20 protein-coding genes are annotated in these 22,320 nt (G+C 67.2%); 13 read left to right on the forward strand and 7 right to left on the reverse strand.

Translation table 11 applies throughout. The annotated features are described in order from the left end of the window. The first annotated feature begins 78 nt into the window (after nucleotides 1-78). Both AC56DV_RS27370 and AC56DV_RS27375 read left to right on the forward strand, forming a co-directional pair. Nucleotides 79-1,287: an efflux RND transporter periplasmic adaptor subunit gene (locus AC56DV_RS27370; RefSeq protein WP_496317373.1), complete on the forward strand. Its 1,209-nt coding sequence runs from the start codon at nucleotides 79-81 to the stop codon at nucleotides 1,285-1,287. Then, entirely contained in the window at nucleotides 1,284-4,481 is a 3,198-nt protein-coding gene (locus AC56DV_RS27375) for an efflux RND transporter permease subunit (protein ID WP_496317374.1), read from the forward strand. Before AC56DV_RS27370 ends, AC56DV_RS27375 begins: the two co-directional genes overlap by 4 nt. A gap of 39 nt (nucleotides 4,482-4,520) precedes the next feature. On the opposite strand, the gene AC56DV_RS27380 is transcribed toward AC56DV_RS27375, so the two are convergent. Next, nucleotides 4,521-5,309, reverse strand: a complete 789-nt coding sequence (locus AC56DV_RS27380; RefSeq protein ID WP_496317375.1) for a substrate-binding periplasmic protein — start codon at nucleotides 5,307-5,309, stop codon at nucleotides 4,521-4,523. Nucleotides 5,310-5,433: 124 nt separating this feature from the next. On the opposite strand from AC56DV_RS27380, the gene AC56DV_RS27385 reads away from it, so the two are divergent. The 4 genes from AC56DV_RS27385 (at nucleotide 5,434) to AC56DV_RS27400 (ending at nucleotide 9,739) form a co-directional block, all read left to right on the forward strand. Beyond that, nucleotides 5,434-6,099: a purine nucleoside phosphorylase YfiH/LACC1 family protein gene (locus AC56DV_RS27385; RefSeq protein WP_496317376.1), complete on the forward strand. Its 666-nt coding sequence runs from the start codon at nucleotides 5,434-5,436 to the stop codon at nucleotides 6,097-6,099. Between the two features lie 91 nt (nucleotides 6,100-6,190). Next, nucleotides 6,191-6,661 carry a cache domain-containing protein gene (locus AC56DV_RS27390; RefSeq protein ID WP_496317377.1) on the forward strand — a complete coding sequence of 157 codons (471 nt, stop codon included), beginning with the start codon at nucleotides 6,191-6,193 and terminating at the stop codon, nucleotides 6,659-6,661. Between the two features lie 80 nt (nucleotides 6,662-6,741). Continuing rightward, nucleotides 6,742-9,342: a DNA ligase D gene (ligD, locus tag AC56DV_RS27395; protein WP_496317378.1), complete on the forward strand. Its 2,601-nt coding sequence runs from the start codon at nucleotides 6,742-6,744 to the stop codon at nucleotides 9,340-9,342. A 40-nt stretch (nucleotides 9,343-9,382) separates the two neighbouring features. After that, on the forward strand, nucleotides 9,383-9,739 hold the full coding sequence (locus AC56DV_RS27400; protein WP_496317379.1) for a ribonuclease E inhibitor RraB: 357 nt from the start codon (nucleotides 9,383-9,385) through the stop codon (nucleotides 9,737-9,739). Nucleotides 9,740-9,767: 28 nt separating this feature from the next. Here AC56DV_RS27400 and ku read toward each other — a convergent pair whose 3' ends face one another. Both ku and AC56DV_RS27410 read right to left on the reverse strand, forming a co-directional pair. After that, nucleotides 9,768-10,808: a non-homologous end joining protein Ku gene (ku, locus tag AC56DV_RS27405; protein WP_496317380.1), complete on the reverse strand. Its 1,041-nt coding sequence runs from the start codon at nucleotides 10,806-10,808 to the stop codon at nucleotides 9,768-9,770. A 27-nt stretch (nucleotides 10,809-10,835) separates the two neighbouring features. Beyond that, nucleotides 10,836-11,831 carry an SDR family oxidoreductase gene (locus tag AC56DV_RS27410; RefSeq protein ID WP_496317381.1) on the reverse strand — a complete coding sequence of 332 codons (996 nt, stop codon included), beginning with the start codon at nucleotides 11,829-11,831 and terminating at the stop codon, nucleotides 10,836-10,838. A gap of 160 nt (nucleotides 11,832-11,991) precedes the next feature. On the opposite strand from AC56DV_RS27410, the gene AC56DV_RS27415 reads away from it, so the two are divergent. Next, the gene (locus AC56DV_RS27415) at nucleotides 11,992-13,476 is read left to right on the forward strand and encodes a GGDEF domain-containing protein (protein WP_496317382.1); all 1,485 of its coding nucleotides are present in this window, start codon (nucleotides 11,992-11,994) and stop codon (nucleotides 13,474-13,476) included. A gap of 2 nt (nucleotides 13,477-13,478) precedes the next feature. Here the strand turns inward: AC56DV_RS27415 and AC56DV_RS27420 are convergent, their stop codons facing one another. After that, nucleotides 13,479-14,612 (reverse strand): thiolase family protein, encoded by a 1,134-nt coding sequence (locus AC56DV_RS27420; RefSeq protein WP_496317383.1) that lies wholly within the window; start codon nucleotides 14,610-14,612, stop codon nucleotides 13,479-13,481. A 24-nt stretch (nucleotides 14,613-14,636) separates the two neighbouring features. After that, a complete protein-coding gene (locus AC56DV_RS27425) occupies nucleotides 14,637-15,695 on the reverse strand; it encodes an aldo/keto reductase (RefSeq protein WP_496317384.1) in 1,059 nt (352 codons plus the stop codon). A gap of 103 nt (nucleotides 15,696-15,798) precedes the next feature. On the opposite strand from AC56DV_RS27425, the gene AC56DV_RS27430 reads away from it, so the two are divergent. Then, the gene (locus AC56DV_RS27430) at nucleotides 15,799-16,386 is read left to right on the forward strand and encodes a TetR/AcrR family transcriptional regulator (protein ID WP_496317385.1); all 588 of its coding nucleotides are present in this window, start codon (nucleotides 15,799-15,801) and stop codon (nucleotides 16,384-16,386) included. 119 nt (nucleotides 16,387-16,505) lie between these two features. Here AC56DV_RS27430 and AC56DV_RS27435 read toward each other — a convergent pair whose 3' ends face one another. Then, the gene (locus AC56DV_RS27435; protein WP_496317386.1) at nucleotides 16,506-17,081 is read right to left on the reverse strand and encodes a hypothetical protein; all 576 of its coding nucleotides are present in this window, start codon (nucleotides 17,079-17,081) and stop codon (nucleotides 16,506-16,508) included. 156 nt (nucleotides 17,082-17,237) lie between these two features. On the opposite strand from AC56DV_RS27435, the gene AC56DV_RS27440 reads away from it, so the two are divergent. The 4 genes from AC56DV_RS27440 (at nucleotide 17,238) to AC56DV_RS27455 (ending at nucleotide 20,813) form a co-directional block, all read left to right on the forward strand. Next, the gene (locus tag AC56DV_RS27440) at nucleotides 17,238-18,899 is read left to right on the forward strand and encodes a SulP family inorganic anion transporter (RefSeq protein ID WP_496317387.1); all 1,662 of its coding nucleotides are present in this window, start codon (nucleotides 17,238-17,240) and stop codon (nucleotides 18,897-18,899) included. Nucleotides 18,900-18,907: 8 nt separating this feature from the next. Then, nucleotides 18,908-19,432: a sugar O-acetyltransferase gene (locus AC56DV_RS27445; protein ID WP_496317388.1), complete on the forward strand. Its 525-nt coding sequence runs from the start codon at nucleotides 18,908-18,910 to the stop codon at nucleotides 19,430-19,432. Between the two features lie 105 nt (nucleotides 19,433-19,537). Beyond that, complete coding sequence (locus tag AC56DV_RS27450; RefSeq protein ID WP_496317389.1) at nucleotides 19,538-19,954, forward strand: DUF2061 domain-containing protein; 417 nt, start codon at nucleotides 19,538-19,540, stop codon at nucleotides 19,952-19,954. Between the two features lie 58 nt (nucleotides 19,955-20,012). Continuing rightward, complete coding sequence (locus AC56DV_RS27455) at nucleotides 20,013-20,813, forward strand: ferritin-like domain-containing protein (RefSeq protein WP_496317390.1); 801 nt, start codon at nucleotides 20,013-20,015, stop codon at nucleotides 20,811-20,813. A gap of 29 nt (nucleotides 20,814-20,842) precedes the next feature. Here AC56DV_RS27455 and AC56DV_RS27460 read toward each other — a convergent pair whose 3' ends face one another. Next, nucleotides 20,843-21,268, reverse strand: a complete 426-nt coding sequence (locus AC56DV_RS27460; RefSeq protein WP_496317391.1) for an Rrf2 family transcriptional regulator — start codon at nucleotides 21,266-21,268, stop codon at nucleotides 20,843-20,845. A gap of 105 nt (nucleotides 21,269-21,373) precedes the next feature. On the opposite strand from AC56DV_RS27460, the gene AC56DV_RS27465 reads away from it, so the two are divergent. After that, nucleotides 21,374-22,300 carry an NAD(P)/FAD-dependent oxidoreductase gene (locus AC56DV_RS27465; protein WP_496317392.1) on the forward strand — a complete coding sequence of 309 codons (927 nt, stop codon included), beginning with the start codon at nucleotides 21,374-21,376 and terminating at the stop codon, nucleotides 22,298-22,300. The last annotated feature ends 20 nt before the right edge of the window (nucleotides 22,301-22,320 follow it).

The following is a 22,320-nucleotide window of genomic DNA, read 5'->3' on the forward strand; positions in this document are numbered from 1 at the left end:
TTTTTTTAACATCGTTTAACTCGCCTTCGGCGGTGTTCCTCGCTAGACTCTGTGCAGAATCGACAGCGAAGGAAGACCATGAAACAGTCATTGCTGGCCAGCATCCGGAAGGTGCTGGCCGTATTGCCGTTTGTCTTGCCGTTTGTTTTGATGAGCGCCTGCGGCGGGAAACCGAAGGAGGCGCCACCGCAGGGCGGGGCGCCGGTGTCCGCCGCCGTGGTGGTGGAAAAGGAAATCACCGAGACCCAGGAATTTTCGGGCCGGCTGGAAGCCATCGAACGGGTCGACGTGCGGCCGCGCGTGGGCGGCTACATCACCGCCGTCAACTTCACGCCGGGCAGCATCGTGCGCAAGGGCGACGTGCTGTTCGTGATCGACCCGCGCCCCTACCAGGCCGCGCTGAGCGGGGCCGAGGCGGCGGTGGCCTCCAACCGCGCCAAGGCCGAACTGGCCAAGCTGGAGCTGACCCGCGCCGAACGGCTGTACGCCGACCGCGCCATCGCCCAGCGCGAACTGGACGAGCGCGCGGCCGCCCTGAAGGAGCTGGACGCGGACCTGCGCGGCGCCCAGGCGGCGCTGGAGACGGCGCGCCTGAACATGGCCTACACTCGGGTGCAGTCGCCCATCGCGGGCCGCGTCAGCAAGGCTGAAATCACCATCGGCAACCTGGTCGATACCACGGCGGTGCTGACCTCGGTGGTCTCGGTGGACCGGATCTACGCCAGTTTCGACGGCGACGAGGAAACCTATCTGCGGGTGGGGCCGATGGCGCACAAGGGCACGCCGGTGGCGGTGAAAGTGGGCCTGGCCAACGAGCAGGGCTTCCCGCATGAAGGCAAGCTGGAATTCGTCGACAACCGGCTCGATCCGCAGTCCGGCAGCGTGCGCATGCGCGCCACCTTCGCCAACGCCGAGCACACGCTGGTGCCCGGCCTGTTTGCGCGCGTGCAGGTCAGCGGCGGCAAGGACGGCAAGGCATCGCAGGCGCTGCTGATCAACGAGCGCGCGGTGGGCACGGACCAGAACCGCAAGTTCGTCTTCGTGGTGAGCAAGGACAGCAAGGCCGAATACCGGCCGGTGGTGCTGGGACCGTCCATCGACGGCTTGCGCGTGGTGCGCTCGGGGCTGGAGCGCGGCGAGAAGATCGTGGTCGGCGGCCTGCAGCGCGTGCGGCCCGGCGCGCCGCTCACGCCGCAGACCGTCGGCATGGATTACGACCCGGCGGCGCCCAAGCCGGCCAATGACGGCAAGGTGGCCAAGGTGGCCAAGGTTGAGGAGGCGAAATGAACTTCTCCCGCTTCTTCGTCGACAAACCCATCTTCGCAGCGGTCCTGTCCATCATCATTTTCGTGGCGGGACTGATCGCCATCATCGAACTGCCCATCTCGGAATACCCGGACGTGGTGCCGCCCTCGGTGGTGGTGCGCGCGCAGTACCCCGGCGCCAATCCCAAGATCATCGCCGAAACCGTGGCCGCGCCGCTGGAGGAGCAGATCAACGGCGTCGAGAACATGCTGTACATGGACTCCAAGAGCACCTCGGACGGCTCGCTGGCGCTGACGGTGACATTCAAGATCGGCACCAACGTCGAGCAGGCCGAAACCCAGGTGCAGAACCGCGTGCAGCGCGCCTTGCCGCGCCTGCCCGAGGAAGTGCGCCAGATCGGCGTGACCACGGTGAAGTCTTCGCCCAACCTGACCATGGTGGCCCACCTGGTTTCGCCCAACGGCCGCTACGACGATGTCTACCTGCGCAACTACGCGGTGCTGAACGTGAAGGACCAGCTGGCGCGCATCCAGGGCATGGGCGAGGTGCAGCTGTTCGGCGCCGGCGACTACGCCATGCGCGTGTGGCTGGACCCGCAAAAGGTGGCCGCGCGCAACCTCACCGCCAACGACGTGGTGCAGGCCATCCGCGAGCAGAACGTGCAGGTGGCGGCCGGCGTGATCGGCGCGGCGCCGTCGCGCGGGTCCGAATTCCAGCTCACGGTGAACACGCAGGGGCGCTTGAAAACGCTGGAAGACTTCGGCGCCATCGTGGTCAAGACCAGCGGCGACGGCGCCACCACCTTGCTGCGCGACGTGGCGCGGGTGGAGCTGGGTTCGAACTCCTATTCGCTGCGCTCGCTGCTGAACAACAAGTCGGCGGCCGCCATCGGCATCTTCGAGGCGCCCGGCGCCAACGCGCTGCAGCTGTCCACCGACGTGCGCAAGACGCTGGCGGAACTGAAGAAGGACTTCCCCGAAGGCGTGGACTTCGACGTGGTCTACGACCCGACCCAGTTCGTGCGCGAATCCATCAAGGCCGTGATCCACACGCTGCTGGAAGCGGTGGCGCTGGTGGTGCTGGTGGTGATCGTGTTCCTGCAAACCTGGCGCGCCTCCATCATTCCGCTGCTGGCGGTGCCGGTGTCCATCGTCGGCACCTTCGCGGTGATGCTGATGTTCGGCTTTTCCATCAACACGCTGTCGCTGTTCGGCCTGGTGCTCGCGATCGGCATCGTGGTGGACGACGCCATCGTGGTGGTGGAAAACGTGGAGCGCAACATCGCCAACGGCCTCACGCCGCACGACGCCACCATCCAGGCCATGAAGGAGGTGAGCGGGCCGATTATCGCCATTGCGCTGGTGCTGTGCGCGGTGTTCGTGCCGATCGCTTTCGTGTCCGGCCTGTCCGGCCAGTTCTACCGCCAGTTCGCGCTCACCATCGCCATCTCGACGGTGATCTCGGCCTTCAGCTCGCTCACGCTGGCGCCCGCGCTGGCCGCGTCCCTGCTGCAGCCGCACGACGCGCCGAAAGATCCGCTGACGCGGCTGATGGACAAGCTGTTCGGGCGCTTCTTCCACTGGTTTAACAAGGTCTTCGGCCGCGCCTCGGCGCGCTACGAGGACGGCGTGGGAGGGGTGCTGAAACGCAAAGCGGGCGCGGTCGGCGTCTACCTGCTGCTGGTGGTGGGCGCCGGCCTGATGTTCCGCGCGGTGCCGGAAGGCTTCGTGCCGGGGCAGGACAAGCAGTACCTGGTCGGCTTCGCGCAGCTGCCGGACGCCGCCTCGCTGGACCGCACCGACGCCGTGATCCGCCGCATGTCCGACGTGGCCACCGGCGTGCCCGGCGTGCAGGACTCGATCGCTTTCCCCGGCCTGTCGATCAACGGCTTCACCAACGCGCCCAACGCTGGCATCGTCTTCATCGGCCTGAAGCCATTCCATGAACGGCACGGCGACGCCGAATCCGGCCTGGGCATCGCGGCCGAAGTGAACAAGCGCATGGGCGCCATCCAGGACGCCTTCATCATGGTGTTCCCGCCGCCGCCGGTAAACGGCCTGGGCACCATCGGCGGCTTCAAGATGATGATAGAAGACCGGGGCAACCTGGGCTACGACGAGTTGTATAAGGCGGTGCAGGCCCTGCAGATGAAGGCCTGGCAGGATCCGAAGCTGGCCGGCGTGTTCTCCAGCTACCAGATCAACGTGCCGCAACTGTTCGCCGACATCGACCGCACCCGCGCCAAGCAGCTCGGCGTGGCGCTGCCCACCATCTATCAGACCTTGCAGATCAACCTCGGCTCGCTGTACGTGAACGACTTCAACCAGTTCGGCCGCACCTACCAAGTGCGGGTGCAGGCGGACGCGCAGTTCCGTTCGCGGGTGGAGCAGATCGCCCAGCTCAAGGTGCGCAGCGAGCGGGGCGAGATGATACCGCTGTCGTCGCTGATGCGCGTCAGCGACGCCTACGGGCCGGACATGGTGCAGCGCTATAACGCCTACGTGGCGGCGGACCTGAACGGCGGCCCGGCGCCGGGCGTGTCGTCCGGGCAGGCGCAGGAGGCGCTGGAGAAGCTGGCGCGCGAAGTGCTGCCCAAGGGCATCAGCTACGAATGGACCGAGCTGACCTACCAGGACATCCTGTCCGGGAACACCATGATCTACGTGTTCCCGCTGTGCGTGCTGCTGGTGTTCCTGGTGCTGGCGGCGCAGTACGAGAGCTGGACCCTGCCGCTGGCGGTGATCCTGATCGTGCCCATGTCGATCCTGTGCGCGCTGGCCGGCGTGAAGCTCACGGGCGGCGACAACAATGTGTTCACGCAGATTGCGCTGTTCGTGCTGGTGGGGCTGGCGTCGAAGAACGCCATCCTGATCGTGGAATTCGCGCGCGAGCTGGAGGACCACGGACGCACCATCCTGCAGGCGGCGCTGGAGGCTTGCCGCCTGCGGCTGCGGCCCATCCTGATGACGTCCATCGCCTTCATCATGGGCGTGCTGCCGCTGGTGTTCTCCAGCGGCGCCGGGTCGGAAATGCGGCACGCGATGGGCGTGGCGGTGTTCGCCGGCATGCTGGGGGTGACCTTCTTCGGCCTGTTCCTCACGCCGGTGTTCTACGTCATCCTGCGTACCTTTGCGCACAAGTTCGAGCGCAAGCCGCAAGCGGCGCCACCGGCATCGCCGGCGGCGGCGCCGCACGCCGGCGGCGAGGGCCATTGAGCGGACAATGCGTGCGCAATTGCGTGCTCAGTTGCGTGCTCAATTGTGCGGCGCCGCCTTCAGCCCGTACTTGTGGGCGATGGCGGCCACGGTGCCGTCGCGCTGCAGCTGGCGCAGCGTGGCGTGGAACAGCTCGGCCTGTTGCCCGGACATTTTTTTGCGCGACAGGCCGATGTAGTACTCGATCTTCTGCACCTCGCCGACCTGCTTCAGGCCCGCGCCGCCTTCCTGCTTCATCAGGTGCAGCGCCAGGTCGTGGTTGATGAACACCACGCTTTTCGCGCCGTAGCGGCCCAGGCGCAGCTTGCGCAGCGCGGTCGGGTTGTCCATTTCAATCTCCAGCCGCGCGTCGGGAATGTGCTGAACCAGGTCGGCTGCGGCGTAGGAGGTGCCGGACGGCCCGTAGGCGCTGATCGTGTAGCCGGCCAGGTCGGCCGGGCCGGCGTAGCGCACCGGGTTTTGCTGCTGGGCGTACAGCACGTAGGACGACAGCAGCACGGGTGCGCCCATGTGGAAGATCCCGTCGCGTTCCGGCGTCTTGAGCAGCAGCAGGATGCCGTCGGCCATGCCGGCCTGGGCCAGCGCGTAGGCGCGCCGCCAGGGGTAGACCTCCAGTTTGCACTGCGCCTGCATGGCTGCGCAGACCTCGCGCAGAATCTCGGGGAAGGCGCCGCTGGGCTGGCCGTCCTTCATTTGGTTGAAGGGCGGAAAAACCTGCATGACGAAGGTCAGCGGCGGTGGTGCCGCGTGCGCCGCCGCCGGCGGCAGCGCGCACGACAATGCCGCCAGCAAGGGCAGCAAAACCGGCCGCAAGCTTGTGCTGGACATGGCTCTTCCTTTTGGTGGGGGATGGCTTCAGACTATAGGCGCATTTCGAGCGGCAATCAACTGCGCCCCGGCAGCCGGCCATTCGTTTATCATGCTGGCTGGTTGATTTGACGATGAGGGTAGCTTGATCACGAGCGCGTTGCTGGCGGCGGTGCCGGGTATCGAACATGGTTTTGGCACGGCGTCCTGCCTGGTGCCGGAAGTGCTGCAACCGGTATGGGAGCTGCGCCCGGACAAGCGCCAGGTGCACGGCGCGCGTTCGGTGCACATCACTGGAACGCGGCAGGCCGCAGGCGAGGCCGACGCGTTCTACACCGCCGCGCGCGGCGTTCCCGTCAGCGTGATCACCGCCGACTGCGTGCCGCTGCTGATGGCGCGCCGCGACGGCGGCATGGCGGCGGCGCTGCACGCTGGCTGGCGCGGCCTGTACGCCGGCATCATCGGCCAGTTCTGGCACGAGCTGCGCGAGCGCGGCGAGCGGCCGGCCGACTGGGTGGCCGCCATCGGCCCCACCATCTGCGCGCCGTGCTACGAAGTGAGCGAAGAGCTGGCGCAGGACTTCGTGCGCCACTACGCGGCGCTGCCCGCCGCCGCCGTGGTCCCCACCCGCCGCCACCTGGATTTGCGCGCCGTTGCGCAGTACGAGCTTGAGCGGGCAGGGCTGGGCGGGTTCGAGCACGTGGGCGGCTGCACCTGCTGCGCGCGCGGCGCGGACGGCGCGCTCACTTTCCGCAGCTACCGGCGCGGCGACCGCAATTCGCAGCAGCACGCCGGGCTGTTGCGCTTGTGAAACAGCGGTAGTGCGCGGCTGAAAATCCGCTTGATGCCGCTCCGGGCCGGGCATAGCATGGTTCCACCACCATAATCCCCTGGAGACGGCAATGATGAAATTCCTGCAATCCATCGTGATGGCGCTGCTGATCGGCGCCAGTTCCGTGGCGGGCGCGGCGGGCGAACGCGGCACGGCCGACGAGGCGGTGGCGCTGGTGAAGAAGGCCATTGCCTTCTACAAGGCGAACGGACGCGACAAGCTGGCCGAGGAAATCAACGGCCGCACGCCGCAATTCCGCGAAAAGGACCTGTACCTGTTCATGTCGCCGTACGGCGGCGGGACCGTCATCGCGCACGGAGCGAACGCCAAACTGGTGGGCAAGGCGCTGGGCGACCTGCGCGACGTGGATGGCGTAAACTTCGTGCAGAAGTTCCGCGAACTGGCGGCCAGCAAGGAAGGCAAGGGCTGGGTGGACTACAAGTGGCCGAACGCCAAGACCGGCGCGCTGGAAGCGAAGAGCACGTATGTCGAGCGGGTGGACGATGTGTATATTGCCTGCGGCATTTACAAAGCCAAATGAAGCCGGCCGCCGCGCTAAGTTGGCCGGCTAAGTTAGCTGGCTAACCGTAGCGCAAGGGCTGCGGGCGTAGAGTCGGCGCTATGAGCGACTCACTGAAAACCTACAAGGCCAAGCGCAACTTCGACGTCACGCCCGAACCGGCCGAAGGCGGCGAGGAGGGCGGCGAGAACCTGTCGTTCGTCATCCAGAAGCACTGGGCCTCGCGCCTGCATTACGACTTCCGGCTGGAGCTGGACGGCGCCATGAAAAGCTGGGCGGTGCCGAAAGGCCCCAGCTACGACACGCGCGACAAGCGCATGGCCGTGCATGTGGAAGACCATCCCATTTCCTACAACACTTTCGAGGGCACCATACCGGAGAAGCAGTACGGCGCTGGCAAGGTCATCATCTGGGACAAGGGAACCTGGCATCCGCTGGACGACCCGCGCAAGGGCTACAAGGCGGGCAACCTGAAGTTCGAGCTGCGCGGCCACAAGATGCACGGGCGCTGGGCGCTGGTGCGGATGAAGGGGCGCGGCGAGAAGCAGGAGCCGTGGCTGCTCATCAAGGAAAAGGACGAGCACGCGCGGCCCGCCGCCGAGTTCAGCGTGGTGGACGAAATGCCGGACAGCGTGAAGAAGCTGGGCATGCCGAAGGCGCAGAAACGCAGCGCCGCCGCGTCCAGGCCCGCCGCTGAGCCCACCCTCGCCGCCGCCCCGGCCGAAGCCGCCGCGGAAAGGAGCGCGCTTCCCGCCACGCTGGCGCCCGAACTGGCGACGCTGGTGGACAAGCCTCCCGCCAATCCCGAGGACTGGCTGTTCGAGATCAAGTTCGACGGCTACCGCATCCTGGCGCGGGTGGACGGCAAGGACGTGCAGCTGTTCACGCGCAACGGCAACGACTGGACCCACAAGCTCAAGCCGCTGCACGCCGCGCTGGTGAAAATGAAGCTGCCGCGCGGCTGGTACGACGGCGAGATCGTCGTGCATGACGAGAATGGGCGGCCGGACTTCGGGCTGCTGCAGCAATCGTTCGACAATGAGAAAACCAGCGATATCGTTTACTTTGTTTTCGATGCGCCATACCTGGACGGCTATGACTTGCGCAGCGTGCCGCTGGTGCAGCGGCGCGAGCTGCTGGCCGCCGTCGTGGCCAAGCACGACGCGGCCATGGTGCGCCTGAGCGCGCAGCTGGAGGCGCTGCCGGAAGAGATGGTGGCGGCGGCCTGCAAGATGGGACTGGAGGGCATCATCGGCAAGCGGCGCGATTCGGGCTACACCTCGCGCCGCTCGGGCGACTGGATCAAGCTCAAATGCGGGCAGCGGCAGGAGTTCGTCATCGGCGGCTATACCGACCCGCAAGGCTCGCGCACCGGCATCGGCTCGCTGCTGCTGGGTACTTACGACAAGGGCGGCAAGGAGGGCAAGCTGCATTACGCGGGCAACGTGGGCAGCGGCTTCAACGAGGCCAGCCTGAAAACACTGAAGGCCAGGCTGGACAAGCTGGCGGCCGACGAAAGCCCGTTCGCGCCCACGCGGGCGATCGCCAAGAAGGCGCACTGGGTCAAGCCCACGCTGGTGGCGGAGGTCAGTTTCGGCGAATGGACGCGTAGCGGCTCGGTGCGGCACGCGGTGTTCCAGGGGCTGCGCAACGACAAGGCGCCCAAGATGATTACGCGCGAACAGCCCGCGCACGTGGAAGACCTGGCCTATGCGGAGCCTGAGAAGTCCGCGCGCAAGAGCGCCCGGAGCGGCGCCGGCAAGCCGGACGCCGCAGCCGCAGCCGCAGCCGCCCCGAAGGGGCTGCACGGCACGCTGCCCGAGACGCTGAAAGTCACCAACCCGGACCGCATCATCGACGCCGAAAGCGGCACCACCAAGATCGCGCTGGTGCGTTACTACGCGCTGGTGGGCGGCCTGATGATGGAGCACCTCAAGGGGCGGCCGGTATCGCTGGTGCGCGCGCCGGCCGGCGTGGGCGGGGAACTGTTCTTCCAGAAGCACGCCGACGTGACCAAGATGCCCGGCTTGATGCACCTCGGCCAGGAGCTGGACCCCGACCATCCGCCCATGCTGGCGGTGAAGAGCGTGGAAGGCCTGCTGTCGGCCGCGCAGTGGAATGTGGTGGAGATCCACACGCAGAACGCCGTGGCCCGCACCTACGAAAAACCCAACCGCATGATCTTCGACCTCGACCCCGGCAAGGGCGTGGACTGGCCGGCCATCCAGGAAGCGGCGGAACTGATGCGCGCCTTCCTGGACCAGCTGGGCCTGCCGGCCTTCCTGAAGACCAGCGGCGGCAAGGGCCTGCACGTGGTGGTGCCGGTCAAGCCGGGCTACGGCTGGGACACGGTGAAGTCCTTTTCCAAGGCCATCGTCGAGCACATGGCCGCCACCCTGCCGGACCGGTTCGCGCTCAAGAGCGGGCCAAAGAACCGGGTGGGCAAGATCTTCATCGACTACCTGCGCAATGGGCGGGGCGCCACCACCGTCTGCGCCTGGTCCGCGCGCACCCGGCCCGGCCTCGGCATCTCGGTGCCGGTGCGCTGGGAAGAGCTGTCCCATCTGAAAGGCGGCGACCATTGGAGCGTGGCCACGATACACTCCCGGCTTGACGAAGGCAACACGCCATGGGAGAGTTATGACAGCGCCGCCAAGAGCATCGGCGGGGCCATGAAAGAACTGGGTTTTGTGGCAGAGTAGCGCGCTGCCATGACCTGCAACGTATTCTGCGGAGGTAATTGTGTTACGCGACTATTCCCAATTTCCGGACGATGAAAACGGCGGCGTGCTGTGGGGCATGGACCAGGACGGGGACGACCTTGAAATCCCGAGGGAAATGGATTTCTCCGTCATCTTCCCCACCGAAGACGGCGCGCTGAAATTTGCCACCCAGCTCTTGCGGGAAGGGCAGAAAGTCTCCTTCGCGCCGTACGAGGGCAACGCCGACTTGCCATGGCAAGTGCAGGCGCATCCCTTCATGGTGCCCACCCACGAGAGCATCACGGGCTACGAAACCGAGCTGGCCAGGGCCGCCAAACTGTTCGGCGGCCGCAACGACGGCTGGGGCTGCGTGTCGCAGTCGGCCTTGCCGGAATAATCCGGCAGCCTGGACGGCGAAAGCGTCGTCAGGCCGCCTTGCGGCGCGCGGCCGTGGCGGCGGTGCGCGGTTTCGCTTTCGCGGCGGTCTTGGCGGCGGGCTTGGCCGCTGCTTTGGCGGCAGGGCTGGCGCTCCTCGCGGGCCGCGTCTTGCTGGCGCCGGCCTTGGCTGCAGCCGGCTTGCGCGCGCGCGGGGCGGCGTCCACTTCGTCGTCCGCCTCCTCCGCCTCATCCGCATCCTCCGGCTCTTCCGCAGCGGCGGCCTTGCCTTTCCCTTTGCCGCCCAGGCTCTGCTTGAGCAGCGCCACCAGGTCCACCACGTTGCTGCTGGCCGCCTGCTTCTTCTCCGGCGCAGGCACGGTGATCGACTTGGTCTGCCTGGCTTTCACCTTTTTCTCCACCAGAGCCAGCACGTCGTTCTTGTAGGTGTCGTGGTACTGCTCGGGATCCCATTCCTCCGTCATGCCCTCCACCAGCGACAGGGCCATCTGCATTTCCTTGTCCGTGATGCCGGCCGACTTGACCGTCTTGGGCGGCAGCTTCAGCTCCTCCTTGCTGCGGATTTCCTCCGCGAAGCGCAAGGTGTTGAGGATAATCGCGTCCTCCACGCATACCAGCGCGCACAGGTGCTGGCGCACGCGTATCACCACCGTGGCGATGGCGATGCGGCCGGACTTGCGCAAGGTCTCGCGCAGCAGCGCGTACACCTTGTCGCCGCCGCGCCCCGGCGCCAGGTAGTACGGGGTCTCGAAATAAGTCAGCGGCACGTCGGCGGCGTCCACGAAGGCCAGGATGTCGATGGTTTGCGTCGCTTCCACGTTGGCCTGGCGCAGGTCCTCGTCCGACAGCACCACGTACTCGCCGTCCTTGTATTCGTAACCCTTGATGATGTTGTCCCAGGTGACTTCCTTGCCCGTGCTCTTGTTGTAGCGCTTGAAGCCGATCGGCGAGAAGTCGCGCTTGTCCAGCATGGTGAGGTCCAGGTCGTGCGACTGCACGGCCGTGTGCATCTCGACCGGGATGTGCACCAGGCCGAAGCTGATGGCGCCTTTCCATAATGAGCGAGCCATGGCGCGTTACCTCCGGGTTGTCCTGTGTTATCCGCCCACGCTGCCGGTAATCGGCAGCACGATGCCCGTGATATAGCTGGAGCAGCTGGGCGCCGCCAGGAACACGTAGGCCGGCGACAGTTCTTCGGGCTGGGCGGGGCGCTTCATGTCCGTCTTGGCGCCGAACTGGGCGATCTTCTCGGGAGGCTGATCGGCCGGATTGAGCGGCGTCCACACCGGTCCCGGCGCCACCGCGTTCACGCGGATGCCCTTGTCCAGCAGGTTGGACGCCAGCGACATCGTGAAAGCGTGGATCGCGCCCTTGGTGGTGGAATAGTCCAGCAGGTGCGCCGAACCCTCCAGCCCGGTCACCGAGCCGGTGTTGATGATGGACGCGCCGCGCTGCAGGTGCGGTTCCACCGCCTTGGCCATGTGGAAGTAGCCGTAGATATTGGTTTTCATGGTGAGGTCGAAGCGCTCCTCGCTCAGCTCGGCCAGCGAGCCGGCGTGCTCCTGGAAGGCCGCGTTGTTGACCAGGATGTCGATGTGGCCGAATTCAGCAATGGTCTGCGCCACGGCGCGGCGGCAAAATTCGGCGTCGCACACGTCGCCCGGCAGCAGCAGGCAGCTCTGGCCCTCGGCTTCCACGTAGCGCTTGGTTTCGGCCGCGTCCTCGTGCTCGTCCAGGTAGACGATGGCCACGTCCGCCCCCTCGCGCGCGTACAGCACCGCCACCGAGCGGCCGATGCCGGAGTCGCCGCCGGTGATGATGGCGGCCATGCCACTCAGCTTGCCGCTGCCGCAATAGTCCGGCGCCAGGAAGCGCGGCTTCAATTCCATGTCCGCCTCGCTGCCCGGCTTTTCCAGGTGCTGCTTGGGCAGGGGCGGGCTGGGCTGGTCGTGGCGGCCGGTCTGCACCGCGTCCCGGTTTTCCTGCTGCTGGCCATGTTGTCCCTGGGCCTGGTCGCGCCTGTCCTGCTCTTGCTGGACAGCACGCTGCATGCTGCCGGCCGACTCCGCCGACTTGTTTTCCGAATTTGGCATGACGCTCTCCTTCATCTCAAGCAGCCAGTATTCAGACGGCGTGCGCCGTTGACGGTGCGGTTTCACACATAAATCTGTATTTTTTGCCCACATACGTTGCTAATTATGAACTTTATGGCAAACTGTATAGGGAACTTACAAGAATACTTGGGGATATCTCATGACCGCAGACATAGACAGCCACGCCCGGCGGGTAGGGCTTTTTCTCAACCTGGCCGGCGAGAGGCGGGGAGAGTTCCAGGCTAGCTGCGGCGAACTGTTCAACCGCTTGTTGCTGACGGAAACCTTTGACGGCGCCACCGCCATGCTGGCGCGCCAGCCTGTCGACCTGCTGGTGCTGGACCTGGACGGCTTTGCCGGCCACGGCGACCTGGCCGCCGCCGGCGCGCTGATACGCGCCCGGCACGGCGCGCCGGTGCTGGTGCTGTGCCCCTACGGTAACACGTCGTGGCTGCCGGAGCTGATGGCGGCCGGCCCGCTGGCCTACCGCATCAGCCCGCTCCTCAGCGAAGACTTGCAGCAATCCGTCAGCCAGGCGCTGACCGCGCCGCTGGACGCGGCGGCCAGCGCGCAGCAAGCCCTGCTGGAAAAGGAAAAGGAATTGCGCGACCTGCTGGCCATCCAGCGCAGCGTGCAGCGGGCGCTGAGCGGCATGGAAGAGCTGGATGTGATGGCGGCGCGCATCTGCAGCGCGCTGTGCAGCTTCCCCGGCGTGCGGCACGCGGCGCTGTTCCACATGCAGGAGCGCGGCAACCTGGTGCTGGCGGCGCAGGAGTCGCGCAACCAGCTGGACATGGCGCGCCTGCTGCAGCGCGGCGACCGGCTGCTGCAGTCGCCGCTGTTCGACAGCTTCCCGCCGCTGATGGCGGTGGGCAGCGGCGACATGGTGCTGCTGGACGCGCCGGAGAAGGCGGGCGAGCCGGAGCTGGCCATGAGCCTGCATGACAAGGGCGTGCGCATGGTGCTGGCGCTGCCGCTGCGCAGCGAGGCGGGCGGGCCGGTGCAGGGCGCCGTCAGCCTGATGTTCGACCGCCACCTGGCGTTCTCGCGCGAACAGTTTTCCGGCCTGGGCAGCCTGGCGCAGTTCATCAGCTTCGGCCTGGCGATGAGCGAGCTCAAGCATCAGAACGACGCGCTGGCCGGCAAGCTGACCCAGATCACCACGGTGGATGCGCTGACCGGGGCGTTCAACCGGCGCCACGGCGAGGGCGAGCTGGACAACGAGATGCGGCGCGCGCGGCGCTACGGCATGCCGCTGGGCGTGATCGCCTTCGACATCGACAATTTCCGTTCGGTCAACGACATCTACGGCTACCCCTGCGGCGACCAGGCCTTGCGGACGGTGGCGCAGACCGTGCTGGCCCGGCTGCGCACGTCGGACATGCTGGTGCGCATGCGGGGCGAAGAGTTCCTCATCATCGCCACCCACACCGCCGCCATCGACGCCCTCAAGCTGGCCGAAAAGCTGCGCGAGACCATCGCCGGCACCGAGCTGCCGGGCTGCGAAACGGTGACCATCAGCCTGGGCGTGGCGCAGGCCGGCCCGGAAGAGAACGCAGCGACCCTGCTGGAACGCCTGGACGCCGCCCTGCACCGCGCCAAGCGCGCCGGCCGCAACTGCGTCGAACTGGCCATGGCCTCCTGAGGCTACAGCGCCTCAAGCACGGTGGCGACGCCCTGGCCGCCGCCCACGCACTGGGTGGCCAGCGCGTAGCGGCCTTGTGTGCGCGCCAGCAGCACGGCCGCCTTGCCGGTGATGCGCGCGCCGGTGGCGCCCAGCGGGTGGCCGATGGCCATGCCGCCGCCGTCGATATTCACGATGGCCGGATCGATGCCCAGCTCGCGCACGCTGGCCAGCGCCTGCGAGGCGAACGCTTCGTTGATCTCGGCCACGTCCAGCTGCTGCGCCGTGATGCCCGCCTGCGCCAGCGCCTTGCGCGTGGCCGGCACCGGGCCGATGCCCATCACCGCCGGGTCCACGCCCGCCGAGGCCATGCCGATGATGCGCGCGCTCGGCTTCAGGCCGTGCTTGCGGGCGAACGCTTCGCTGGTCACCAGCACCGCCGAGGCGCCGTCCGTCAGCGGCGAGGAGGTGCCCGCCGTGACCACGCCGTCGTCGCGGAACACCGGTTTCAGCCCCGCCAGCGCTTCCAGCGACGTGCCCGGGCGGATGCAGCCGTCCTCGTTCACCAGCTCGCCTGCGGAGGTGCGCACCGGCACGATTTCATCGGCCAGCAGGCCCGTCTCGCGCGCCGTGGCGGCCTTGCGGTGCGATTCCCAGGCCATGCGCTCCTGGTCCGCGCGCGCCACCTCATAGCGGCTGGCCACGTTTTCGGCCGTGTTGCCCATGCTGATGTAGGTGTCGCTGTGCTCGTACAAGGTGGGGTTGGGCGAGAAGTTGTAACCGCCCTGCGGCACCATGGTCATCGATTCCACGCCCACGCACAGGTAGGCTTCGCCCAGCCCGGCTTCGATCTGCGCGGCGGCGATGTGGATGGCGGACATGGACGAGCCGCAGAAGCGGTTGACCGTCATGCCCGGCACCTCGAACGGGAAGCCGGCCAGCAGCGAGACGATGCGGGCCAGGTTGTTGCCCTGCGATGACTCGGGATAGGCGCAGCCGAGGATGACGTCGTCCAGCAGCGCCGGATCGAGGCCGGTGCGCTGCATCAGACCTTGCACCACCTGGGCGGCGAGGTCGTCGGGACGGGTTTCAGCCAGTTTGCCTTTCTTGGCAAAGTGGAACGGGGAGCGCGCATAGGCGCTGATGACGGCTTTCATGGTGTTTCCTTTCAGGCGGACGGTTCAGGCAACAGGGAATTTGGCGGGCAGCAGCAGCTCCGGCTGGCCGCCGGCGATCCCGCTGGCCGAGGCGGCGGCCGATTCATGGGGCGCACCCAGCGGCACGGCGCTGACGGCCGACAGGCGGGCGTATTGTTCGTCGCTCAGCTTCAGCGTCAGCGCGCCCAAGGTGCCGTGCAGGTGCGCGCGCGAGCGCGGGCCGAGGATGGGCACCAGGCTGGTGGCCGAGCGGCGGCCGCGTTCCAGCAGCCAGGCGATGGCCACGTGGGTCGGCGTGGCGTCCAGTTCGCCGGCCACCGCCAGCACGGCGTCCACGGTGGCGCTGGTACGCTGGTCCTTCTCGTCGCGGAACAGCATGCCGCCGAAGGCTTGCAGGCGGCCGCCTTCGTTGTTGCGGTACTTTCCGGTGAGCACGCCGCCGCCCAGCGGGGACCACAGCGCGCCGCCCAGGCCCAGCGCCTCGGCCATCGGCAGCAGTTCGCGGTCGCCGCTGCGCTCGGCCAGGCTGTATTCCATCTGCACGCCGATGATGGGCGCCCAGCCGCGCAGCTCGGCCATCAGGTCGGCGCGGGCGATGCGCCAGGCCGGGAAGTTGGACAGGCCGGCGTACAGGATTTTGCCGGAGCGCACCAGGTCGTCGAAGGCGCGCAGGATCTCTTCCATTGGCGTTTGCTCGTCGGAGAAGTGGGTCCACAGCAGGTCGATGCGGTCGGTCTTCAGGCGCTTCAGGCTGGCTTCCACCGACTGGATCATGGCTTTGCGGCTGTTGCCGGTGCGCGAGAGGCCGTCGTTGCCGGCCACGCCCAGCGTGTACTTGGTGGCCAGCACGAAATGGTCGCGGTCGGCGGCGATGAAGTCGCCCGCCATGTCCTCGGCCTGCCCGCCCTGGTAGCCGTTGGCGGTGTCGATGAAGTTGCCGCCGGCTTCCACGTAGCCGTCGAACATGCTTTTGGCTTCGCTGCGTTCGGCGCCGTGGCCCCAGCCGGTGCCGAAATTGCCGGTGCCCAGGGCCACTTCGGAAACGCGCAGCCCGGTGCGGCGGCCGAAAGTTTTGTATTGCATGGTGGAGCTCCTTGAGAGTTTTAAATGACGACTGTCATCAATATTGAATATATTACGTCCATAATGTATAATGTCAAGTAGAACTTTGCGGAAGGAGAGCGACATGAAGGTGAGCAGGGAGCAGGCGGCATTGAACCGCGAGCGGATCGTGGAGACGGCGGCCAGGCTGTTCCGCGAAAAGGGCTTTGACGGCATCGGCGTGGCCGATCTGATGAAGGGCGCCGGCCTGACCCATGGCGGCTTCTACGGGCATTTCGGCTCCAAGGAGCTGCTGCTGGCGGAAGCGGCAGCCAAGGCGCTGGAAAAGTCGGTGACGAAGTGGCGCAAGCTGGCCGAGCGGGCGCCGGAGCGGCCGGTGGCGGCGATTGCCGAATCGTACCTGTCTGTTGCGCACCGCGACGCGCCGGGCAAGGGCTGCGCGGTCAGCACGCTGGGCACGGACGTGGCGCGCGCCGGCCCGGAAGTGCGCAAGGCGATGTCCGACGGCGTGCAGGCCCAGCTGAAGCTGCTGGCCGAGCTGGAGCCTGGCGTGGACGCCGCCGCCAAGCGGCGGCAGGCCATCGCCGACTACGCCAGCATGGTGGGCGGCCTGGTGCTGTCCCGCGTGATGGCGGACCCGGCGCAGTCGGAAGAGGTGCTGGCGGCAGTGGTGGCCGCGCTGGAGCAGGGCCGCGAGGCGCCGGCGGCCTGACGCGCAGGCAGGCCGCAGATGTCATGCGGCGCTGGCGACATATCGCGCGGCGCGGCTGAGTCCTTCGTCTATTCCGTGAGCCGATACTGCCTCTGCCGGCTAAGTGCGGCCGGCGGCTGTCAAGGCAGGCGCTGCGGCGACGCCTGCGCAGGCGCGGCTGGCGCGGTCGCAACCGTTGGCGCGGGCGGGGCGTACGGCGGGTTGTAGCGGGAGGCAAACCAGACAGCACCCGTCAGCAGCGTAATCGCCCCAATAATGCGCCACGTCATACCATGAAGTGCTTTCTCCAGATATTCCCTCGTGACGAAAGTGTTCTCGATAATTCCAAGCCGCAGCTCAATTTTATTGACTTGCTCCGCCAGCGCCGCTACCGTTTGCGTAAGCGCAGCCATGTTTTGAGTTTGGGCGGAGACCGTTTGGGTGAGCAATGCGGCGTTCTGTACCAAGCCGCTGACGGTTTGTCCCAAGCCGCTGACTTCCTGTGCCAAGCCGCTGACGGTTTGTCGCAAGCCATTGGCGGTTTGCGACAGCTCGGCCACCGTTTGCGTCAGGGCCGCCACGTCTCGCGCAAGCCCATCCACCTTGCGCTCCAGCGAGCCCAAGCGGATTGCGGTGTCTTCCGCGATCTTCTCCAGGTTGGCGATCCGTTCGTTCATGCGCCCATCATCTTCCGTGATATTGTCAATCGAGTTCATTTGGACCTCCGATATGGGCGGCAGTTCCCACTTTGAACCGATCCGGCGCGCGGGCTGTGAGGCGCATCAATGGTTGCTCATATCTGTTTTCCTTATATCCATATGCGTTGTCCGTATGGTAGGCTTCGCTTATTTTCAAGGCTGGATGGATAGAGCATGCTGCATTGGTTGAGGCAATACCGGCGTGCCATGCTGCCGGGCGACATCAGCGCCGGTATCGTGGTGGCGATGATGATGATCCCGCAGGGCATGGCGTACGCGCTGGTGGCGGGCTTGCCGCCGGTGGCAGGGATCTACGCCAGCATCTTGCCCCCTCTGGTCTACGCGCTGTTCGGCAGCAGCATGACGCAGTCGGTCGGCCCGATGGCCATCGTGTCGCTGATGACGGCGGCCGTGATTGCGCCGCTGGCGCCGGCCGGCTCCGCGCTGTACGGCGTGCTGGCGGCGCAGCTGGCGCTGGTGGCCGGCGTGGTGCTGCTGGTGTGCGGCGCGCTGCGCATGGGCTTCCTGGCCAATTTCTTCTCGCGCCCCGTGATGAGCGGTTTCACCGTCGGCTCGGCCATTGTCATCGCCAGCGGCCAGCTCAAGCCGCTGCTGGGCGCTTCCTTCCCCGCATTCCATCTGCCGAGCGCGGTGCTGGGCGGCGTGTCGCTGTTGCTGCTGATGCTGGGCAAGCACTACCTGGCGGCACTGCTGCGCCGCTGCGGCCTGTCCCCCGCGCATGCCGACCTGGGCGGCCGCCTGGCGCCCATGCTGGTGGTGCTGGCCGCCACCGCCGCCGTGCCGCTGCTCGGCCTGCAGGCGCTGGGCATCCACACCACGGGCGCGGTGCCGGCCGGCTTGCCGGGCCTGAACCTGGCCACCTCCAGCAGCCACTGGCGCGCGCTGCTGCAGCCGGGCCTGCTGATCGGCTTCATTGTTTTCCTGATGAGCATGTCCGCTGCGCAGACCCTGGCCTTGAAGCGCAACGAGAAGCTGGTGAGCAACCAGGAGCTGTTCGGCCTGGGCGCGGCCAATGTGGCCAGCATGGTGTCCGGCGGCTTTCCGGTGACGGGCAGCATTTCCCGCTCGGCGGTCAATTTCTCGGCCGGCGCCAACACGCCGCTGGCCAGCGTGATCACCGCCTGCCTGCTGGCGGCGGCGCTGGTGGCGCCCACCGGCTGGCTGGCGCTGCTGCCGCTGCCGACCCTGGCCGCCACCATCATCGTGGCCGTGCTGGGCATGCTGGAATTCGATACGCTGCGCCTGGCCTGGCGCTATGACCGGGGCGACGCCGCCGCCTGGGCCGCCACCGCCGCCGGCGTGCTGGCGCTGGGTGTGGAGGCGGGCGTGGTGGTCGGGGTATTATTATCGATGGGCACGCTGATCTGGCGCGCCAGCCGGCCGCACATCGCGGTGCTGGGCCGCATTGCGGGCAGCGAGCATTTCCGCAATATCGAACGCTACCCGGCCGAGACCCAGGCCGAGCTGCTGGTGCTGCGCATCGACGCCAATCTGTTCTTCGGCAACGTGGAGGCGGTGGGCGAGCGCATCGAGGAAGAACTGCGCGCGCATCCGTCGGCGCGCCACCTGGTGCTGGTGATGACGGCGGTCAGCTCGATCGACACCACGGCCTTGTTCGCGCTGTCCGACTGGAATGCCAGCATGCGCCGGCGCGGCGTGACCATGCACCTGGCCGAGGTGAAGGGGCCGGTGATGGACCGCCTGCGCGAGAGCGACCTGCTGCAGCAGTTGAGCGGGCCGATTTTCCTCAGCACGGCCATGGCGTGCAACAAACTGCAGGAAAGCCGCGAAGGCGGCATAGCCGAACACATCTAGGAGCAGACATGCAGGACAAACCTTACCGCCCGGGCGAATCGCCGGGCAGCGTGGAGCGCCGCGCTGCCAAGCTGCTGTGCGCCGCCTTCAACCGTGAAGACGACGTGGCCAGGCGCGCCGAAATCCTGGAGCAATTGCTGCGCAAGCCGAACAACGCGCACTTCGAAGCGCCGTTTTTTTGCGACTACGGCTACAACATCACCGTGGGCGACCACTGCTTCGCCAACCACAACCTGGTGATCCTGGACTGCGCGCCGGTGACCTTGGGCAGCCATGTGCTGATCGGCCCCAACGCGGTGATTTCGGCGGCCAGCCACCCGGTTGACCCGGTGGCGCGCGCGGCGGGCGTGTTCGAGGCGCTGCCCATCACCATCGGCAACCACGTGTGGATAGGCGCCAATGTCACGATCCTGCACGGCGTCACCATCGGCGACAACTGCACCATCGGCGCAGGCAGCGTGGTGAGCAAGTCGATTCCCGCCAACAGCCTGGCGGTCGGCAACCCGTGCCGCGTGGTGCGGGAGATTGCATAGGAAAAATCTATCAGCGCGTTTAAGACAATTGTCTTTGAAAGTTAAATGAGAATCGTTATTATTTACTGACCCGATCGTCACCGGTCAGTCAATAACGAGGTTCCCATGATCACCGCAGCGAAAAAAGTCAGCCAGGTTGCCGCCCACACGGGCATTGCGTTCAGCTTGATGTATGTGATGACCGGCTCGGTCGTCTTCGGCGGACTGGCTGCGGTGCTGGAGCCGGTGGTCAATGTGCTGCTGCTGCCGTTCCATGAACGGGCATGGCACAAGCTGCGCGCCCGCGCCGTCGAGGCCCGCGCCCGCTATGCCGCGCTGGCAGGCGAGAAAATCAGCCAGACCTTCATGCACGCCACGGTGGCGTTCCTGATGCTGTGGTGGGCCACCGGTTCGATGGCTGTGGGCGGCCTGGCGGCCCTGCTGGAGCCCATCCTGAACGTGATCGCCTTGCCTTACCATGACCGGCTGTGGGACAAACTTGCGCTGCGCATGGCTCCGGCCGGCGCCATCGCGGCCGCCTGACCCCGGCAGAGGCGGCGGTTTGGTACACTGCGTCCTTTTGCCGCCGTAGGTTAGCCTCATGCCGTACCCCACTGAGCTGCGCGCGCACGCGCTGCAATGCTTGCTTGAAACCGATCCCGCCGCCAAAGCGCTGGCTGTCGCCGCCATGGCGCAAGCCTGGGCCGGCGGCGCCCTGACGCTGGACCCGGCCGCCGCCCCGCAGCCGGACGGCGCCATCCCGGGCCGTCCGGTGCGGCCCGAGCTGGTGCCGCCGCGCCTGGTCGGGCGCCGCTCGATGGCCACGCTGGAGGGCAGGGCGATGCTGGTGCACGCGCTGTCGCATATCGAATTCAACGCGGTCAACCTGGCGCTGGACGCGCTGTGGCGTTTCTCCGGCATGCCGGCCGAGTACTACACCGACTGGCTGCGCGTGGCGAAGGAAGAGGCTTACCACTTCTCGATGCTGTCGGCGCATTTGCAAACGCTGGGCTACGGTTACGGCGATTTCACGGCCCACGACAGCCTGTGGGAAATGGTGGAGCGCACCCGCGAAGACATCACGGCGCGCATGGCGCTGGTGCCGCGCACGCTGGAGGCGCGCGGGCTGGACGCCATTCCGCCGCTGCGCGCCAAGATTGCGCAGGCCGGCGACATGGCGGCGGCCGCCATCCTGGACATCATCCTGCGCGACGAGATCGGCCACGTGGAGATCGGCAACCGCTGGTACCGCTACATGTGCGGCCAGCGCGGCCTGGAGCCGCGCGCCGCCTATGACGAGCTGGCGCTGCGCTACCGCGCGCCGGTGCTGAAAGGCCCGTTCAACCTGGAGGCGCGCCGCCTGGCGGGCTTCACCGAGGCGGAACTGGGGCGGCTGGGCTGAGCCGCTCCCCTCGCGCCGCTTCACCTGCGCTAAGCGCAGAAGCGGCGGTCCACGTCGGTGGCCAGGTCGGCCAGGGTCACACTGCCCAGCCGGTCCAATAAAATCTGCTCCGCCTGCCGCATGGCGTCCGCCAGCGCGGCGTTCACCGCCTGTTCCACCAGGCAGCTGGGATTTTCCTGCTCCACGCCCATGGCGAACACGGACGGGTTGCCGAGGGCGCGGTGCACGTCCAGCAGCGTGATCTCCTTGAGCGGGCGCGCCAGCGTCCAGCCGCCGCCGTGCCCTTTGCCCGACGTGACGTAGCCGTCGTTGCGAAGCCCCGACATGGTGCGGCGCACGACCACGGGGTTGGTGCCCAGCATGTGGGCGATGTCTTCCGAGGTGGCGGGTCCGCCACGGCGCTCCATGTGGATCAGCACGTGGAGCATGCGGGATAGGCGGCTGTCTTGTCTCATGCGGCCATCTTAACGGTTTCCGGTTTCCGTAACAAGAAAAGTTACGTTGGTCTGGTTTGCTGCTATCATGTAACTTTCAATGATACGTAAACGGGAGGAGGCTGTATGCATCAGTACGACGTCATCGTGGTGGGAGGCAGTTTTGCGGGCTTGTCGGCGGCGATGCAGCTGGCGCGGGCGCGGCGCAGGGTGTTGCTGATCGACGGCGGCCAGCCGCGCAACCGCTGGTCGGCGGCGGTGCACGGTTTCCTGGCGCTGGACGGCATGGCGCCTGCGGACATCAACGCGCAGGCGCTGCGCCAGCTGCAGGCTTATCCGACGTTCGCGTATGCGCGGGGCATCGCGCACGCGGCGCGCTGGGAAGGGGCCGGGTTTGTTGTCGAGTGGAGCGCCGGCGCGGAGGGCGCGGATGCGGCCCAGGCGGCCCAGGCGGCACGGCTGGTGCTGGCGACCGGCGTCAAGGACACGCTGCCGCCCATCGACGGCCTGGCCGAACGCTGGGGGCGGACGGTGCTGCACTGCCCATACTGCCACGGCTTCGAGGTGAGCGGCGGCGCGCTGGGCGTGCTGGCGGCGTTCCCGCAGTCGGTCCACCAGGGCTTGCTGCTGCCGGACTGGGGCGACACCACTTATTTCACGCAGGGCTTGCACGAGCCGACCGCCGGGGAGGCCGCGCAGCTGCAGGCGCGCGGCGCGCGCGTCGAGCGGGTGCCGGTGGTGGCGCTGCTGGGCAGCGCGCCGCAGCTGGAGGCGGTGCGCCTGGCCGACGGCCGCGTGCTGCCGCTGCGCGCCGTGTTCACCGCGCCGGTCACCAGCATGGCCTCGCCGCTGGCCGCGCAGCTGGGCTGCGCCTTTGACGCGGGGCCGACCGGCCCGCACATCCAGGTCGACGCCGGGCAGCAGACCAGCGTGCCCGGCGTGTTCGCTGCAGGCGATGCGGCCACCGCGCGCCACAGCGGCACGCTGGCCAGCGCGGCCGGGGTGCTGGCGGGGGTGTCGGCGCATGCCTCGCTGATCATGAGCCCGTTGTAGGGCTACTGTAGCGCAACGGC

This window comes from Massilia sp. BGA-UO-ETr-WB1, from assembly GCF_059567845.1.